12 protein-coding genes are annotated in these 16,241 nt (G+C 64.9%); 6 read left to right on the forward strand and 6 right to left on the reverse strand.

Translation table 11 applies throughout. From position 1 onward, the window contains the following. Window positions 1–151 precede the first annotated feature (151 nt). On the forward strand, window positions 152–3,961 hold the full coding sequence (locus tag BCCGELA001_RS18080) for a YhdP family protein (protein ID WP_060735954.1): 3,810 nt from the start codon (window positions 152–154) through the stop codon (window positions 3,959–3,961). Between the two features lie 133 nt (window positions 3,962–4,094). On the opposite strand, the gene BCCGELA001_RS18085 is transcribed toward BCCGELA001_RS18080, so the two are convergent. The 4 genes from BCCGELA001_RS18085 to tyrS form a co-directional block, all read right to left on the reverse strand. Beyond that, the gene (locus BCCGELA001_RS18085) at window positions 4,095–5,789 is read right to left on the reverse strand and encodes a methyl-accepting chemotaxis protein (RefSeq protein WP_060735955.1); all 1,695 of its coding nucleotides are present in this window, start codon (window positions 5,787–5,789) and stop codon (window positions 4,095–4,097) included. A gap of 375 nt (window positions 5,790–6,164) precedes the next feature. Continuing rightward, entirely contained in the window at window positions 6,165–6,608 is a 444-nt protein-coding gene (locus BCCGELA001_RS18090) for a DoxX family protein (protein ID WP_008564538.1), read from the reverse strand. A gap of 220 nt (window positions 6,609–6,828) precedes the next feature. Further along, the gene (locus tag BCCGELA001_RS18095; protein ID WP_060735956.1) at window positions 6,829–8,088 is read right to left on the reverse strand and encodes an MFS transporter; all 1,260 of its coding nucleotides are present in this window, start codon (window positions 8,086–8,088) and stop codon (window positions 6,829–6,831) included. A 57-nt stretch (window positions 8,089–8,145) separates the two neighbouring features. Further along, complete coding sequence (tyrS, locus tag BCCGELA001_RS18100; RefSeq protein ID WP_008564553.1) at window positions 8,146–9,399, reverse strand: tyrosine--tRNA ligase; 1,254 nt, start codon at window positions 9,397–9,399, stop codon at window positions 8,146–8,148. Between the two features lie 163 nt (window positions 9,400–9,562). Between tyrS and BCCGELA001_RS18105 the strand changes: the two genes are divergently transcribed. The 3 genes from BCCGELA001_RS18105 (at window position 9,563) to BCCGELA001_RS18115 (ending at window position 11,771) form a co-directional block, all read left to right on the forward strand. Beyond that, on the forward strand, window positions 9,563–10,666 hold the full coding sequence (locus BCCGELA001_RS18105; protein WP_060735957.1) for an anhydro-N-acetylmuramic acid kinase: 1,104 nt from the start codon (window positions 9,563–9,565) through the stop codon (window positions 10,664–10,666). Between the two features lie 93 nt (window positions 10,667–10,759). After that, entirely contained in the window at window positions 10,760–11,437 is a 678-nt protein-coding gene (locus BCCGELA001_RS18110; protein ID WP_060735958.1) for a glutathione S-transferase family protein, read from the forward strand. 10 nt (window positions 11,438–11,447) lie between these two features. Then, window positions 11,448–11,771: a DMT family transporter gene (locus BCCGELA001_RS18115; RefSeq protein ID WP_008564574.1), complete on the forward strand. Its 324-nt coding sequence runs from the start codon at window positions 11,448–11,450 to the stop codon at window positions 11,769–11,771. 9 nt (window positions 11,772–11,780) lie between these two features. On the opposite strand, the gene BCCGELA001_RS18120 is transcribed toward BCCGELA001_RS18115, so the two are convergent. Further along, window positions 11,781–12,428 carry an alpha/beta hydrolase gene (locus BCCGELA001_RS18120; protein WP_014495555.1) on the reverse strand — a complete coding sequence of 216 codons (648 nt, stop codon included), beginning with the start codon at window positions 12,426–12,428 and terminating at the stop codon, window positions 11,781–11,783. Between the two features lie 337 nt (window positions 12,429–12,765). Then, the gene (locus BCCGELA001_RS18125; protein WP_236840712.1) at window positions 12,766–13,626 is read right to left on the reverse strand and encodes a LytTR family DNA-binding domain-containing protein; all 861 of its coding nucleotides are present in this window, start codon (window positions 13,624–13,626) and stop codon (window positions 12,766–12,768) included. 176 nt (window positions 13,627–13,802) lie between these two features. Between BCCGELA001_RS18125 and BCCGELA001_RS18130 the strand changes: the two genes are divergently transcribed. Beyond that, complete coding sequence (locus BCCGELA001_RS18130; protein ID WP_060735960.1) at window positions 13,803–14,996, forward strand: acyltransferase family protein; 1,194 nt, start codon at window positions 13,803–13,805, stop codon at window positions 14,994–14,996. Between the two features lie 52 nt (window positions 14,997–15,048). Further along, a complete protein-coding gene (locus BCCGELA001_RS18135) occupies window positions 15,049–16,188 on the forward strand; it encodes a cysteine desulfurase family protein (protein ID WP_060735961.1) in 1,140 nt (379 codons plus the stop codon). The last annotated feature ends 53 nt before the right edge of the window (window positions 16,189–16,241 follow it).

The raw sequence follows: 16,241 nt of genomic DNA on the forward strand, positions 1-16,241 counted from the left end.
TGCAGCTCTCGTCCGGTGTGACGGACTCGCGCCCTCGGCTGGGCAAGTCTGACGACGCCGGAGTATGGTTACAAGGAATTCCACGCACCACCCAACTGCTCGTTGAACGCGCTCCCGGGGCGAAATGACGAACAGCAGGAATATTCGAGGTATGGCGGCAGTGCCGGCGCAGGGGGCTTCGCTCCCCGTCGTCGGCTGCGGTCCCGGCGGCGCTCAATCCCACGATGGGCGCCTGTATCGAGAGGCAATGGCAAGGAATAAGTCGCCCCAGGATTACACGCGGGACTTCGATCGGCGCGGCGGTCAACCAGAGCCGCAGGAATGGGACAACGCCGATTGGGATCCGGATCAGGAGGAGGCGGCGGGCTATCGCGCGCGCCGGCTGCTGTCGCGTTCCAATTCGGGCTTCCATCGCTTCGGTGACGGGTTTCGGGCGCTGCACCGCTGGCTGGCCGCAGATCGCTGGTTGAAGCGCTTCACCATGGTGGTCGGGGCCGTGGTCGTCATCTTCGTCGGTTGTTTTGCTGCACTGTGGTGGCGGCTCGGCGCCGGTCCGATCAATCTCGATATCGCAACGCCGTGGCTCGCTGCCGCGATCGAGGAGAACATCGGCCACGGCAATACCGTGGAGATCGGCGGCACCCAGATCGAGCGGGCGGGGCGGATCCGTATCGCGGTCCGTATCCGCGACATCATCGTCCGCGACCGCGATCACGCCGTCGTCGCCAGCGCGCCGAAGGCCGAGGTGAAGCTGTCGGGCGCGGCTCTCCTGATGGGGCACCTGCGCGCCGAAAGCCTCAACCTCGTCGACGCCGAGCTTGCGATCCGCATCGCACCCGACGGCACCGTCACGGTCTCGGCGGGCGACACGGCGAAGCCGCTGGCAACGGGCGTGGCCTCCAAGAAAGAGGCGGGCCTGCCGCCGACATTCCCGCGCGCCGGCGTTCCGCCGCCGCCCTTCGCCACGCAGCAGCCCACGAGCCCGGACGCGTCGCAGGCGGCGCCTCAGGCGACCGCGCAGAGCGGCATTCTTCAGGGCCTCGACTGGCTCGACAGCCTGAGCATGACCGGCCTCGACGGCCAGAACCTCAACGAGATTGGCCTGAAGAACGGCAATCTGATCGTCGACGATCAGCAGCGCGGCAGCAAATGGTCGTTCGAGAACATCACGCTCAGCCTGCGCCGGCCGAGCCGCGGCGGCGTCGCGCTCAGCCTCGGCGAGGAGGGCGCGCGTCCCTGGATGCTGCGCGCCACGATCGGGCCGGCCGAGAACGGCGTGCGCTCGGTCGACATCAAGGCCGACAAGGTCTCGACCTCCAACATCCTGCTGGCGTTGCGGGTCAAGGATCTCACCTATACCGCCGACCTGCCGCTGACCGGCGAGCTCAAGGGCGAGCTCGGCCGTGACGGCGTGCCGACCTTCTTCCGCGGCAAGATAGCGGTCGGTGCGGGCAACATCATCGATACCGACACGCCCGACTATCCAATGGCGATCGACCAGGCCGAGATCAACGTCGAGTGGGACGCCAACCGGCGCGTGCTGGTCGCACCCTTCAAGATCATCTCCGGCGCGAACCGGCTGACGCTGCTGGCCCATCTCGAACCCCCGAACGGCAACATCAACGATTGGCAGCTCGGCTTCAGCGGCGGCTCGATCTTGCTCGGCGGCATCGACAACGAGCCGCCGCTCGTCTTCAACCGCATTGCGATCGGCTTCCGCTTCGACACCGACCACAAGCGCCTGCTGCTGACGCAGGCCGATATCAGCAACGGCGAGATCGGCGTCGCCGGCACCGGGGCCATCGACTATTCGGGCGAGCCTCGGCTGACGCTGGGTTTTGCCGGTACGCCGATGTCGGCGTCGGCACTGAAGCGGATGTGGCCGACGCTCGTCGTTCCCGAGCTGCGCGAATGGGTGATCGAGCGGATCGAGCGCGGCACGCTCCAGCGCATCGAGATCGGCGTCAACTCGCCGACGAAGAACCTGCCGCGCAAGGGGCCGCCGATCCCTGACGACGGCCTGTCGGTTAACATCGTGGCGAGCGGCGTCGCGGTCCGCCCCGTGGACGGCATGCCTGTGGTGCATGATGCCGATTTGAAGGCGCGCGTGACCGGCCGCACCGCGACCGTGAACATCGCGCAAGGCATTGCCGATACGCCCGCCGGCCGCAAGATCACGATCTCCGACTTCACCTTCGAGGTGCCGGACATGGCGCCGAAGCCGTCGCCGTCGCGCACGCGCTTTCGCGTCGAGGGACCGGTGCCCGCGGCCGCCGAAATGCTCGCCAATGATCGGCTGAGCGATTTGTCGTCGACCGTCGTCGACCCCAACACCAGCAAGGGGACGTTCTCGGCGAACATCCAGCTCGCCATGCCGGTCAAGGGCGAGCTGACAAAGGCCGACACCACCTATTCCGTCAACGCCGACCTCAACGGTTTCTCCGCCGACAAGCTGGTGATGAACCAGAAGCTGGAGGCCAACAACCTCAAGATCGCCGCGAGCAACCAGGGCTATCAGGTCAAGGGCGACGTCAAGATCAACGGGCAGGCGGCCTCGCTCGACTATCGCAAGCCGGCCGAGGGCGATGCCGACGTCAGATTGCAGGCGACGCTGGACGACGCCAGCCGCGCGCGCCTGGGATTCGATCTCAGCCCCGCCGTCAGCGGATCGTTGCCGATCAAGCTGTCGGGCAAGATCGCGAGCGGCCCGGACCAGACGACGAAGCTCGGCGTCGAGGCCGACCTGACCTCGGTCAGGCTCGACAACATCCTGCCCGGATGGGTCAAGCTGCCGGGCCGGTCGGGCAAGGCCACCTTCAAGGTCGTGCCGACGGCGCAATCAACGCGTTTCGAGGACATCGTCATCGAGGGCGGCGGCGCCTCGATCAAGGGCTCGCTGGAAATCGATGCGAACGGCGACCTGATGAATGCGAGTTTCCCGGTCTATTCACCGTCTGACGGCGACAAGACGTCGCTGAAGGTCGAGCGCGGCCAGGACGGTATGCTCAAAGGCACGATGCGCGGCGACGTGTTCGACGGCCGCGGCTTCCTGAAGTCGGCGATCTCAGGAAACTCCAAGGATGACAAGAACAAGATGAAGAACGTCGATTTCGACATCGACGTGAAGCTCGGCACCGTCATGGGCGCCAATGGCGAGGCGATGCGTAGCCTCGATGCCAAGATGTCGAAGCGCAACGGCGCGATCAAAGCCTTGACGCTGAGCGGAAAGATCGGCCGCGACACGCCAATTGCGGCCGATCTGCGCGGCGGCCGCGCGCAGGGCAATCGCGAAGTGATCTATCTCCAGACCAATGATGCCGGCGCGCTGCTGCGTTTCACCGACACCTACACCAAGGCGGTCGGCGGCCAGATGGTGGTGGCGATGGAGCCGCCGACCTCCGAACCGAACACGGCGCGTGAGGGCCTCATCAACGTGCGCGACTTCACGGTCAAGGGTGAGGCGCAGCTCGATCGCGTCGCGGCCGGCGCGCCCAACGGCACCGGCAACGGCGTCTCCTTCAGCGCGCTACGGGCCGAGTTCACCCGGCAGAACGGCGCGCTCACGATCCGCGACGGCGTGGTCAAGGGCCCCATGATCGGCGCCACCATCGAGGGCTCGATCGACTATCCCGGCAACCAGGTCTGCATGAGCGGCACCTTCGTGCCGATGTATGGCGTCAACAACATCTTCGGCCAGATCCCGTTGTTCGGCATCTTCCTCGGCGGCGGCAACAATGAGGGATTGATCGGCGTGACCTACGAGGTGGTCGGCACGCCGGCTGCGCCCGTGATGCGCGTCAATCCGATCTCGGCGATGGCGCCGGGCCTGTTCCGCAAGATCTTCGAATTCAACACCGGCAAGCAGAATTCGCCCTGGGAGGAATTCCCCTCGCAGTCGAACGACGGCTCGACTGGATCGACGCGCCAGCTGTCGAGCGGCTGTACGCTCGCACGGCGATAGAGGCGGATATCAACCAGGCCGTCATGCCCGGGCTTGTCCCGGGCATCCACGTTCTTCGTGCCGCGTGGCCAACGCGTGGATGGCCGGGACAAGCCCGGCCATGACGACCTCTTCAGATGAGATAGCGAGTGCCTTACGCCGCGCGGACGCCTGCGAGGAACGTGCCGACCTCGCCGGAGAGCTGCTCGGCCTGCTTGGAGAGGCTGGAAGCCGCCGCGAGCACCATGCCGGCGGCATTGCCGGTCTCGTTCGCGGCGGTGCCGACAGCGCCGATATTGGTCGTGACCTCCTTGGTCGCCTCCGCGGTCTGCGACACGCTGCGGGCGATCTCGGCGGTGGCGGCGCCTTGCTCCTCGATGGCGGCGCCGATCGAGGTGGCGATGCGGCTGACCTCCTCGATGGTGGCGGTGATGCCGCCGATCGCGTCCACGGCCTCCTTGGTCGCGCCCTGGATCTGCGCGATCTTGTCGCCGATCTCGCGGGTGGCTTCCGCAGTCTGGCTCGCCAGCGACTTCACCTCGGAGGCGACGACGGCAAAGCCGCGACCGGCTTCGCCCGCGCGTGCGGCCTCGATGGTGGCGTTGAGCGCGAGCAGATTGGTCTGCGCCGCGATGCTGGAGATCAACTCGGCGACATGCTCGATCTGCTGGGCGCCGTCGGACAGCGCGCGCACGATCGTGTCGGTGCGGCGGGCACTGTCCACCGCGCGTCCCGTGACTTCGGCGGATTGCGCAACCTGACGGCTGATCTCGGTGATGGAGGAGGAGAGTTCTTCGGCGGCGGCCGCCACAGTCTGGACGCGCTGGCTGGCCTCGGTGGCGGCCGAGCCGACCACGGCAGCGCGGCGGTTGGTGCCCTCGGCGGTGGACGACATCGACTTGGCGGTGCTCTCGAGTTCGCCGGAGCCGGACGCCATCTGGCCGACGAGCTGGCCGACGGAGGCGTCGAAGCGGTCCGCAAGCGCGATCAGGGCGTCGCGCTTCTCCTGCTCGGTGCGCGTCTTGGCGGCGACCTGTTCGGCTTCCAGCGCGCGCGCCGTCTGTGCGGTTCGCCGGAGCACTTCCAGCGTCTCGGCCATGCGGCCGATCTCGTCGCCGCGGCCGGTCTCCTCGACCGGCTTGTCGATGGCGCCCTCGGCAATCGCCTGCATGCGGCTCTTCTGGCGGTCGAGCGCACCGAGCACGTCGCGGGCGATCAGCCAGGACAGCGCCGCCATCAGCAGCATCAGGCCGAAGCCGATCGCAGCCAGCTCCAACGTCAGCGCGCGCACGTCGGCATCGATGTCGTCGACATAGAGGCCGTAGCTGATCGTCACGTTCCATGGCGCGAATTTGCGCGCATACACGGTCTTGCGGACCGGCTCGGTCTGACCAGGGCGGGGATAGAGATAGGAGGTCACGCCGCCCTGCGGAGTCTCAGCGCCGGCCTTGATGATGGCGTCGGCGATCAGCACGCCGTTGGAATCCTTGGCGCCGGTGATCTTGCCTTCGAGCTGCTGATTGGCGCCGTTCACGACCAGGGAGCTGTCCTGATTGTAGACCACCGGATAGCCCTGGCTCCCGTTGAAGCTCATGCGGCGGCCGCGCTGGTGGAACAGGCTCTTGGCCTCGGCTTGCGTGAGCTTGCCGGCGGTCACCTCGTCCTGGAGCGATTGAGCGTAGTTATAGAGCAGCTCCACCGCGGTCCGCATCTGCTGGACGCGATCCTCCATCATGCGGCTCTTGCTGAGCACGGCCGATACGCCGATGATGGCCGTGACCGTGAGCGCGGCGAGACAGACCATGCTGGCGAGCTTGGTGCGGATCTTGAAATGACTCAGCAGCTTCATCGCAGCCCCTTGCGAAATGGTTGTTATTACTCGCGTCGGTAGCATGAAGTTCTTACCATTCATGAACGGACGTGTGCGGCCCGCTGCCGAGCGCGCAGCGTTCGCAGCCGCATGCGCAAATGTGCAGGCAGAGCGCGCCTTGCGCGCATATGGCGGGCCAGGTCGCGGAGAGGAATGATGCTGGATATTGGTGGGAGCCGAGCCGGGGCGGCGATGAACCGATCGGGATGGCGATGAACCGATTCGCTCACCGCATCATCATGTCCGTGCTGCTCGTGGCTGCCCTCGTCCTGATCTGGAACGTGCTGGGCTCGCGGTAGACGACACCGGCGAAGCCGCCGGTGCCATCTTTTATTTGCGCGTCACATTCGCGCGTCAGCGCCGCGCGAATGCGCCGCCGGTCGATTCGCGTTCATTGCCCATCGCCGCGTCGACGCTGATCGGGCCGGCGCCGGCCGCCGACAGATAGAGGCAGGCGAAGCAGAACAGGATGGCCGAGGTGCCGCCGTTGAGCAGCGGCAGGAACACCGGAGATTCGCCCCTGAACATGTGGCCGAGGAAGTAGGCGAACGCCATCTCACCGGACAGGATGAAGGCTGCAAGCCGCGAGAACAGGCCGATCATCAACAGCCCGCCGAGCACCAGTTCAAGCGTGCCGGCCGCGCCGTACAGCGACATCAGTTCGACTTTTGCGAACATCGGAACGGCCGGAAACTTGAACAGCTTGGCGACGCCATACTGGAACAGCAACAGGCCGGTGATGAAGCGAAACAGGCTCAAGAGAACCGGTTGAAAGCGAGTGAGATAAGGAAAGTTCATTGGTTTGTGCCCTCCATCCAATGAGCGACTTGGATCGCATTCAGTTCTGTCCCGCAAGCCATCCGGGATCAACTGCGTTCTGACATTTTCGTCATGTAGGACAAAACACCGCACGCCCCCGGTTTCAGCCGGTTGCGAAGCGGGTTTCGTGCATCCCTCATGCAGTGCCCATCCGTAATTTCCCGGTGATCCGTATGCGCTCAAGTTACTTCTGGGAAACCTATTCACGCAATGCGGGGACGACCAGGAATGGAATCATTCCGAGGATCACGCTCGCAAGTGCGAAGAGGAGCAGGAGGTCGTAGCCGTGGGTGAAGTCGTGGATGAGGCCGCCGCTCCATGAGCCGAAGGCCGATCCCAACCCGCTGCCGATCGAGATGGTGCCGAAGATGGTGCCGACGCGCTTCCCTCGAAAGATCTTCATCGCGGTGGCGGTGATCAGCGGACCGCGCGAGCCCATCATGCTGCCGAAGCAAACGACGAAACCGGTGAGCAGGATGATGTTCGGATAATACTGCAAGAGCCAGAGCAGGACGATGCCGAGGATCGAGATCGCGTAGCTCAGCAGTACCGAGGGCCGGCGCCCGATCAGCCCGTCGAGCGCGGAGACCCCAAGCATACCGAACACGAGAACGACGCCGGAGAAGCCCCAGGCGGTAGCGGCCTGGAGCGGGGCAAAGCCGGCGTCGATCAGGTAGGCCACGATCTGCGCGGCGATCGCGTACATGCCGACGGCTGTGAAGAAGAAGGTCGAGAACAGCGCCCAGAAGGCGTGGTGGCGCATCGCGCTGACAAGCGTCCAGCCGTTGTCGATGAAATCCGGATCGCTTTTCTTGGCGACGTGCGGTGAGCCGGCTGCGAACAGGCGCCAGGGCAGGAGCAGCAGCGGCACGAGCAAGCCGAGCGCGGCAAGGCCGAACAGCTGATACGTCTCGCGCCAGCCGAGATGATCGATCAGCAGCTGCGAGGCCGGAAGCAGCGCCAGCACGCCGCCGCCCATCGCGGAATAGACCACCGCCATTGCGGTCGGCAGCCGCGGCCCGAACCAGCGGCCGAGCAGGATCGAGTTCGGCACGTTGCCGATGAAGGCGACGCCGATGCCGACGCACAATCCGATCGAGAGCTGGAATTGCCAGAGTGCCTGCGCCTGGCTTGCGATCAGGAAGGCCGAGCCGAGAAGGAATAGCCCCAGCGCGTAGACGATGCGCGGACCGGAATGATCGAACAGGCGACCGACCAGCGGTGCGGTCAGGCCGCTGATGAGCCAGGTGAGGGAATAGATCGAGACGACGTCGGCGCGATCCCAGCCGAAATTTTCGGAGATCGGCTTGAGGAAGACGGTGAAGCTCTCACTGAGGCCGCGGCCAAGAACAGCAAGCGTGAAGCACAGGCAGAGGATCACGAGCGCGGTGCGCACCGCATCGTGCCTGGCGCGTCCGACCTGTTCCTTGGTCGTTTCCCTGGGCGTGTTCTGATCCATTGCCCGTCAGGGAGCGCGCATCGGCGCGCCCTGACAAGCAGCGAAAAGCTCATACGCCTATGCAGGCCGGATCAGCACATGTTTCTTCTTGCCGAAGGACAGCTTGATCACGCCTTCCGGCGTCAGGTTCGCGGCGGAGAGCGCCATCTTTTCGTCGGTGACGGACGCATCGTTGACGCGCAGGCCGCCGCCCTTGATCTGACGCCTGGCTTCGCCGTTGGACGCAACCAGGCCCGCCCTAACGAAGGCGTTGAGCACGCTGAGGCCGGCGTCGAGTTCGCCGCGCGGAATTTCCACGGTCGGCAGACTTTCGGCGAGCGCGCCTTCCTCGAAGGTGCGCCGCGCGGTCTCGGCGGCTTCGTTCGCGGCATCGCGGCCGTGCAGCAGCGCGGTCGCCTCGGTGGCGAGCACCTTCTTGGCCTCGTTGATCTCGGAGCCGCCAAGGGCTTCGAGCTTCCTGATCTCGGCCATCGGCAGCGTCGTGAACAGCTTCAGGAACTTGCCGACGTCGGCATCCTCGGTGTTGCGCCAGTACTGCCAGAAATCATATGGCGAGAACTGATCGGCATTGAGCCACACCGCGCCCTGTGCGGTCTTGCCCATCTTGGCGCCGGACGCCGTCGTCAGCAGCGGCGTCGTCAGCGCGAACAGCTGGTGCGTGCCCATGCGGCGGCCGAGATCGACGCCCATGATGATATTGCCCCACTGGTCCGAGCCGCCCATCTGGAGACGGCAACCGGTGCGCTTGGCGAGCTCGACGAAGTCGTAGGCCTGACAGACCATGTAGTTGAACTCGATGAAGCTCATCTCCTGCTCGCGCTCGAGGCGCAGCCGCACGGAGTCCATGGTCAGCATGCGGTTGACCGAGAAATGCCGGCCGACGTCGCGCAGCATCTCGATCCAGTTCAGCTTGGTCAGCCATTCCGCATTGTCGAGCATGACGGCGTCGCTCTTGCCATCGCCGTAGCGCAGCACCTTCGCGAACACGCCGCGGATCGAGTCCTTGTTGGCCTCGATCTCGGCGACAGTGCGCATCGCACGCGTCTCGTCCTTGCCGGAGGGATCACCCACCATGGTGGTGCCGCCGCCCATCAGCGTGATCGGCTTGTTGCCGGACTGCTGGAGCCAGTACAGCATCATCATGGTCAGGTAATTGCCGATGTGCAGCGAGCGGGCGGTGCAATCGTAGCCGACATAGGCTGTCGCTTCGCCCTTGGCGGCGAGTGCGTCCAGCCCCTCGAAATCGGAGCACTGGTGGATGAAACCACGTTCCTGCAGGGTATTGAGGAATTCCGATTTAAATGCAGTCATCTGTCGGCATGCCCAACAATTCTTGGTTTACTGTTTTGGGGGCAATTTAAGGGTCTTGCGTGGGAACCCGCTGGCCGCCCGCCACTTGGCGCTGTGGCATTATAAGATGTGTCCCTCTGGCACAAGATCGGCATGCCGGAGGGTCTTTCGAGGACGCTGATCCATGATGTTGACGGCACTCGGTTTGATGAGCGGCACCTCGCTGGACGGGGTGGATGTCGCGCTGATCGAAACCGACGGAAAGCAGGTGAAGGCGTTCGGACCGTCCGGTTACCGGCCCTACGGCCCGGCCGAGCGCAACCTGCTGCGCCAGGCCCTGAGCGAAGCTGTGCACTTGCCGCAGCGCGATGCCCGGCCCGGCGTTCTGGCCGAGGCCGAGCGCGCGGTGACGCAGGCCCATGCCGAGGCAGTGGCCGCCTTCGTCGCCCAGAACCGCATGAGGCCGGAGGACATCGACATCGTCGGCTTCCATGGCCAGACCGTGCTGCACCGGCCCGAGAAGCGGCTGACGGTGCAGATCGGCGATGGGCCGGCACTGGCCAAGGCGATCCATATCCCGGTCATGTATGATTTCCGCGCGGCCGACGTCGAAGCCGGCGGGCAGGGCGCGCCACTCGTGCCGGTCTATCATCGTGCGCTTGCCAATTCGCTGGATCGCGAAGGGCCCATCGTCGTGGTCAATATCGGCGGCGTCTCCAACATCACTTACATCGACGGCAACGACACGCTGATCGCCTGCGATACCGGTCCCGGCAACGCGCTGCTCGACGATTTCATGTACCGCACCATGAACCAGGCCTTCGATGCGGAAGGTAAATTCGCGGCGCTCGGCAAAGTGGACGAGGGCTGGATCTCGCGGGCGCTGGAGCTGCCGTTCTTTGCAAGCCCTCCGCCGAAGTCGCTCGACCGCAACGATTTTGCCGGCTTGAAGCTCGGCGACGTCCAGCCGGCCGACGGCGCCGCTACGCTTACCGCCTTCACCGCCGCTGCGATCGCCCGCATCATTCCGCTGTTGCCGCGGCGGCCGCGCAGCTGGATCGTCTGCGGCGGCGGGGCGCGCAACCTCACCATGCTGCGCATGCTGCGCGAGCGGGTGGGGTCGGCCACCGTCGAGGCTGCCGAGACGTTGGGCTGGGCTTCCGACGCCATCGAGGCGCAGGCCTTCGGCTTCCTCGCAGCGCGCGGCTTGAAGGGCTTGCCGCTGTCCTATCCGGCGACGACGGGCGTGCCGATGCCGATGACGGGCGGGGTGATCGCGCGGCCCTGAGGATCACAGGCAGTTGATGCAGATGCATCGATCTTGACGAGTGAATGCAAATGCATTTATCTAGATGCAGTTGCATATAACCGCCGGGACATCATGACTGCCACCCTCAAACTGATTAGCCACAAGCTTTGCCCCTATGTTCAGCGTGCCGTGATCGCGCTGCAGGAGAAAGGCGTGCCGTTCGAGCGGATCGATATCGATCTCGCCAACAAGCCGGATTGGTTTCTGAAGCTGTCGCCGCTCGGCAAGGTGCCGGTGCTGGTGGTGACGACCGACCGCGGCGAGGTCGCGTTGTTCGAGAGCAACGTCATCTGCGAATACATCGAGGAAACCCAAGTCGGTGCGAAGCTGCATCCGGCAGATGCGTTGAAGCGCGCCGAGCACCGCGCCTGGATGGAGTTTGGCTCTGCCATCCTTGGCGATCTCTGGGGTTTGGAGACCACGACGGATGCGGCGACGTTCGAGAGCAAGCGTCAGGCGCTCGCGGCCAAATTCGCGCGCGTGGAAGCAGCGCTTGGCGCGGGGCCTTATTTTGCAGGCGATGCCTTCAGCCTGGTCGATGCCGTATTCGCCCCGATCTTCCGCTATTTCGATGTATTCGATGAACTAACCGAACTCGGGATCCTCAGCGATCTGCCGAAGGTCCGGGCCTGGCGCGCAGCGCTGGCGAAGCGCCCCAGCGTTCGCACCGCGGTCGGCGAGGACTATCCGCAATTGCTGCGCGCCTTCCTCGTCCGGCACGACGCGCATCTCCTAAAGCTAGCGGCCTGAGGCCAGGTCGATGTCGCAGTCCGTGGGTTGGCTCATGCTGGTGATCGCAGGCCTGCTCGACGTCGGCTGGGCCATCGCGATGAAATATGCGGACGGCTACACGCGAGCAGGCTGGAGCATCGTCTCGCTGGTGCTCCTCGCCGCTTTCGTCTTCCTGCTGGGGCGCGCCTTGAAGGTGCTCGAGGTCGGCGTCGCCTATTCGGTATGGACCGGCATCGGGGCTGCCGGCACCTTCATCATGGGCGTGACGCTGTTCGGTGAGACCCTGAGCGCGATGAAGCTTGCGGGCATCGCGCTCGTCTTAATGGGCATCGTCGCGCTCAAGCTGGCTTGAGCGGCAGCCTCAGCGCACGTTGGCGAGGCGCATGTCGAGGTACGCCGTGATGGTTTCCATCAGCGGCTCGAGCTTGGCGTCGAAGAAGTGGTTGGCGCCGGGGATGACCTGCTGGTCGATCACGATGCCCTTCTGCGTCTTCAGCTTCTCAACCAGGGTGTTGACGTCCTTCGGCGGCACCACCGCGTCCTTCTCGCCGTGGACGATCAGGCCCGAGGACGGGCAGGGCGCGAGGAAGGAGAAGTCATAGAGATTGGCCGGCGGCGCGATCGAGATGAAGCCCTCGACCTCGGGGCGGCGCATCAGGAGCTGCATGCCGATCCAGGCGCCGAAGGAGAACCCGGCGACCCAGCATGCGCGCGCCTCGGGATTGATGGTCTGGGCCCAGTCTAGCGCAGCTGCCGCATCCGACAATTCGCCGGTGCCGTGGTCGAACGAGCCCTGGCTGCGGCCGACGCCCCGGAAATTGAAGCGCAGCACGGAGAAGCCGCGATGCGCGAAGGCGTAGTAGCACTGGTACACGATCTGATGGTTCATCGTGCCATGGAACTGCGGATGCGGATGCAGGATCATCGCGATCGGCGCGTTCTTCTGCTTGGCCGGATGGTAGCGGCCTTCGAGACGGCCCGCGGGGCCGGTGAAAATAACTTCAGGCATCGATGATCTCTGATTGAGTCCCTTGAGGTGATCCCTGCGCAATCGTCCGATTATGGCTTTCCCTAGCGTCGCCGCAGACAAGAGCACGGATGAAGGGTGGCGAGGCGCGCCCTCGGATGATGCGCGAGTGGCGCGCAGGTGAACTGACGCGCGCTTCTAACACGAGGCCAGGGTCAAAAAGCAAGCTTCTTCGACATCTCTCAATCAGCTCAAGAGCTTAGCCGGTCATTGCAGTGTCATCTCTGCCTTGCCTCCGAGGACCGGGACTTGCCTGAATCGACCGGAGCACGGCGAGAGCCGGCCGCGCTGTCGGAGGACAACGCTCAACCAATTGGAATCACGACGGTTTGTGAATCGCTGGTGGATCGACCGTGGCGCTTCCCGCTGGGGAGCTTCGGCTTCCGAGCGAGGCGACCGCCGGCCGGTAACGCCGGCTGCCGCCGAGCGTCTGGCCGGTATCGAAGGCGAGTTCGAAATCTCCCGATGGCTTGAGGTCGACGCCGCGCACCCGATAGAGATTGGCAAGCTTGGTCCGGTGGACGCGAACGATGGAAAAGCGCACCAGCTCGCTTTCCGCCGCCGCCAGCGTGCCGCGGATCAGATGCCGGGTGCCGTCGGCGAGGCTGTATTCGATGTAGTTGCCGGCGGACGCGACCCAAAGGATGTCGCGCGGGACCACGCGAATGCGGCTCGTGCCGTCGCGCAGCCAGATCAGATCGGGTGACGACGGCTGGGGCGGGGCCGCCGGCGCCGACAGAGCGGCTGCGGCGCGTTTCAGTTCACGCCGGCTTTCGAGCAGCCAGATCGTGGCGGCGATCAGGACAACGGCCACGGCGTCTTTCCGGAATTCGTACAGGACGGTCGCGAGCGAGAAACGGAAGTCGTAGGCGTCGCCGGCGAGCCAGAGCACGAGCTTGCGCACCCAAACCATGCCGGTGATGTGAAGGGCGGAGAAGCCGAGCAGGGCGATCACCCCGATTGCCGCCTGCGAGGCGAGGCCGGGTGTCCGGCGCATTCGGCGGACGGCCAAGACCAGGATCGGCAGCAACAGCAGGATGACGGCGATGCTCGACATCTCCCAAAACAACCGCCGCCCGATGTCGTAGCTGCCGCCGCGCCAGGCCGCGTCCTGAGCGCCCGAAAACGCATTGACGATCCCGATCGCGAGCGCGACGGCCGCGATCGCAGCGAACATCATCCGGTCGCTGCCGCTGATCCCAAAGGACCCACGACTCGTCCCAGCCGCCGGCGGCTCGTCCCCTCGCGTCCCAGTCTGATCCCAAACCGGCTCGACGCGCGCCGCAGGCGGAGCATTTTCGGTGTCAGCCATGGCCCCGAAACCGCGTTCGTCGTCCCGTCAAGGAGCAGAAAACCATGACAACACCACAGCAATTCCAGAGCTCGGACAGGCGTATCGACCTCGACTGGGTGCGGATTTTAGCCTTCGGGTTGCTGATCTTCTACCACGTCGGCATGCTCTACGTGTCCTGGGGATTTCACATCAAGAGCGAGCACCGGCTGACCTGGCTGGAACCTGTGATGCTGTTCCTCAACCCCTGGCGCCTTTCGCTGCTGTTCCTGGTGTCCGGGGTTGGCACGCGCTTCATGCTCGGCAAGTCCAGCCTGGCCTCGCTCGCCGGGGCGCGGTCGGCACGGCTCTTGATCCCGCTGATCTTCGGCATGCTCGTGATCGTGCCGCCGCAGTCCTATCTCCAGATCGTCGAAAGCCTCGGCTATCCCGCCGGCTTCTTCGACTTCTACGTCAAGCACTACTTAGCCTTCGGCGCGCAGTTCTGCCCGAATCCCTGCATCGTGCTGCCGACTTGGAACCATCTCTGGTTCGTGGTCTATCTGTGGGTCTACACGATGGCCTTGATCGGCCTGCTTGCGCTTTGGCCGGCCGGGGCTGACTGGCTCGGACGGAAGCTGGCTGGAATGCTCGCCGGGCCATGGCTGCTGATCATGCCGTGCCTGCTGTTTGCGGCCTGGCGCTTGGTGCTGTTTCCGGCTTTTCCGTCGACGCATGCGCTGTTCGGCGACTGGTACAACCACGCGGACCATGCGACGGCTTTCCTGACCGGTTTCCTGCTGGCCAGGCAGGAGGGGATCTGGCGCGAACTCGAGCGCCGGCGCTGGGTGGCCCTGCTGGCCGCAGCGGCCTGCTTCTCTGCCTTCATCCTGGTTCGCGCCGGCCTGTTCGCGCCGTCGCCCGCGCTGAAATGGGCCGCGGCCTCGGCCTATGGTTGCTATCAATGGCTCGCGATCGCCGCCGTGCTGGGCTTTGCGCGACGCCATTTCACCACCGACGGCCTCGCGCGGCGCTACCTGACAGATGCGATCTTCCCGTACTACATCGTGCATCAGACCGCGATCATCGTGATCGCGCATCAATTGCGCGACCGCGGTCTCCCGGCTGGAATCGAGGCGTGCACTGTCATCATGGGGACCGCACTCACATGTGTGGCGACCTACGAGATCGTTCGACGCATGTCCTGGCTGCGGCCTCTGTTCGGATTGCGGACGGCGCCGCGAAGGCTTGCGAGGATGGAGCAGCATCAGCCGGCCTGACGAGTGCCCGCCGTCCGATTGGCCGGACGACAAAAGGTGCTAAGAGAGCGAAATGTCGAACCGTGTCTATCTCGACTGGAACGCGACCACGCCGCTGCGCCCTGAGGCGCGGGACGCGATGGTTGCGGCGTTCGATCTGGTCGGTAATCCGTCCTCGGTCCATGCCGAGGGGCGCGAGGCGCGGAGGCTGGTCGAGGATGCCCGGACCGCGCTGGCCACGGCGGTTGGCGCGCTGCCGCGGAACGTCGTCTTCACTTCCGCCGGAACCGAAGCCAATGCGCTGGCGCTGGCGCGTGGGCTGCGCAGTCCGTCCGGAGGGCCAGTCGAGCGACTCCTGGTCTCCGCGTTCGAGCATGCCTCGGTGCTGGCGGGCGGACGGTTCCCCGCAGAGAGGATCAGGCTGATTCCCGTCACGCGTTCCGGTGTGGTCGATCTTGAGCGTCTGAGGGCCGAACTCGACGGCGGTGCGCCGGCGCTGGTGTCGATCATGGCGGCCAATAACGAGACGGGGGCGCTCCAGCCGGTCGCGGAGGCCGCGCGGATCGTTCATGAGGCCGGTGGCCTCCTGCATGTCGATGCGATCCAGGCACTCGGAAAAATTCCGTTCAGCATCAATGCTGTAGGCGCAGACCTTGCGACCTTTTCTGCGCACAAGATCGGCGGCCCCAAGGGCGTTGGTGCGCTGGCGGTAGCGGAAGGAGTCGCCGGGTTGGAACCCGTCCTGCGAGGCGGCGGGCAGGAGCTCAACCGGAGGGCCGGTACCGAGAACGTCGCGGGGATCGCCGGCTTTGGCGCGGCAGTCAAAATGGCGCTTCAGACTCTTCCGGAAGATATGAAGCGGATGGCAACCCTCAGAGATCATTTGGAAAATGGCCTGCAGGCCATTGCCGGGGCAACGATCTTTGCAGAGGACGTGGAGCGGTTGCCCAATACCGTCCTTTTCACCGCGCCGGGTCTGAAGGCGGAGACGGCGGTGATCGGCTTCGACCTTGCTGGGGTCGCCGTATCGTCAGGTTCGGCCTGTTCCTCGGGAAAAGTCCAGCCGTCGCACGTGCTCTCGGCGATGGGCTATGACCCCGCCGTGGCCCAGGGAGCGGTGCGTCTCAGTCTGGGCTGGTCCACGGAGCCAGATGACATCAATACGGCGTTAGAGGCTTGGAAAAGGCTCGGTAATAGCCTACTTAAGCACTAAGCGATGAAACAGGGCTTGAACGGTTCTAAGCCCGTGCTTTCCGCGCAAAAACA

The sequence above is a fragment of the Bradyrhizobium sp. CCGE-LA001 genome (genome assembly GCF_000296215.2).
GTDB lineage: Bacteria > Pseudomonadota > Alphaproteobacteria > Rhizobiales > Xanthobacteraceae > Bradyrhizobium.

Bases quoted from the DNA above. Each gene is read 5' to 3' on its own strand.
- BCCGELA001_RS18080 (WP_060735954.1), top strand. From the start codon at position 152: ATGGCGGCAGTGCCGGCGCAGGGGGCTTCGCTCCCCGTCGTCGGCTGC.
- BCCGELA001_RS18085 (WP_060735955.1), bottom strand. From the start codon at position 5,789: ATGAAGCTGCTGAGTCATTTCAAGATCCGCACCAAGCTCGCCAGCATG.
- BCCGELA001_RS18090 (WP_008564538.1), bottom strand. From the start codon at position 6,608: ATGAACTTTCCTTATCTCACTCGCTTTCAACCGGTTCTCTTGAGCCTG.
- BCCGELA001_RS18095 (WP_060735956.1), bottom strand. From the start codon at position 8,088: ATGGATCAGAACACGCCCAGGGAAACGACCAAGGAACAGGTCGGACGC.
- tyrS (WP_008564553.1), bottom strand. From the start codon at position 9,399: ATGACTGCATTTAAATCGGAATTCCTCAATACCCTGCAGGAACGTGGT.
- BCCGELA001_RS18105 (WP_060735957.1), top strand. From the start codon at position 9,563: ATGATGTTGACGGCACTCGGTTTGATGAGCGGCACCTCGCTGGACGGG.
- BCCGELA001_RS18110 (WP_060735958.1), top strand. From the start codon at position 10,760: ATGACTGCCACCCTCAAACTGATTAGCCACAAGCTTTGCCCCTATGTT.
- BCCGELA001_RS18115 (WP_008564574.1), top strand. From the start codon at position 11,448: ATGTCGCAGTCCGTGGGTTGGCTCATGCTGGTGATCGCAGGCCTGCTC.
- BCCGELA001_RS18120 (WP_014495555.1), bottom strand. From the start codon at position 12,428: ATGCCTGAAGTTATTTTCACCGGCCCCGCGGGCCGTCTCGAAGGCCGC.
- BCCGELA001_RS18125 (WP_236840712.1), bottom strand. From the start codon at position 13,626: ATGATGTTCGCTGCGATCGCGGCCGTCGCGCTCGCGATCGGGATCGTC.
- BCCGELA001_RS18130 (WP_060735960.1), top strand. From the start codon at position 13,803: ATGACAACACCACAGCAATTCCAGAGCTCGGACAGGCGTATCGACCTC.
- BCCGELA001_RS18135 (WP_060735961.1), top strand. From the start codon at position 15,049: ATGTCGAACCGTGTCTATCTCGACTGGAACGCGACCACGCCGCTGCGC.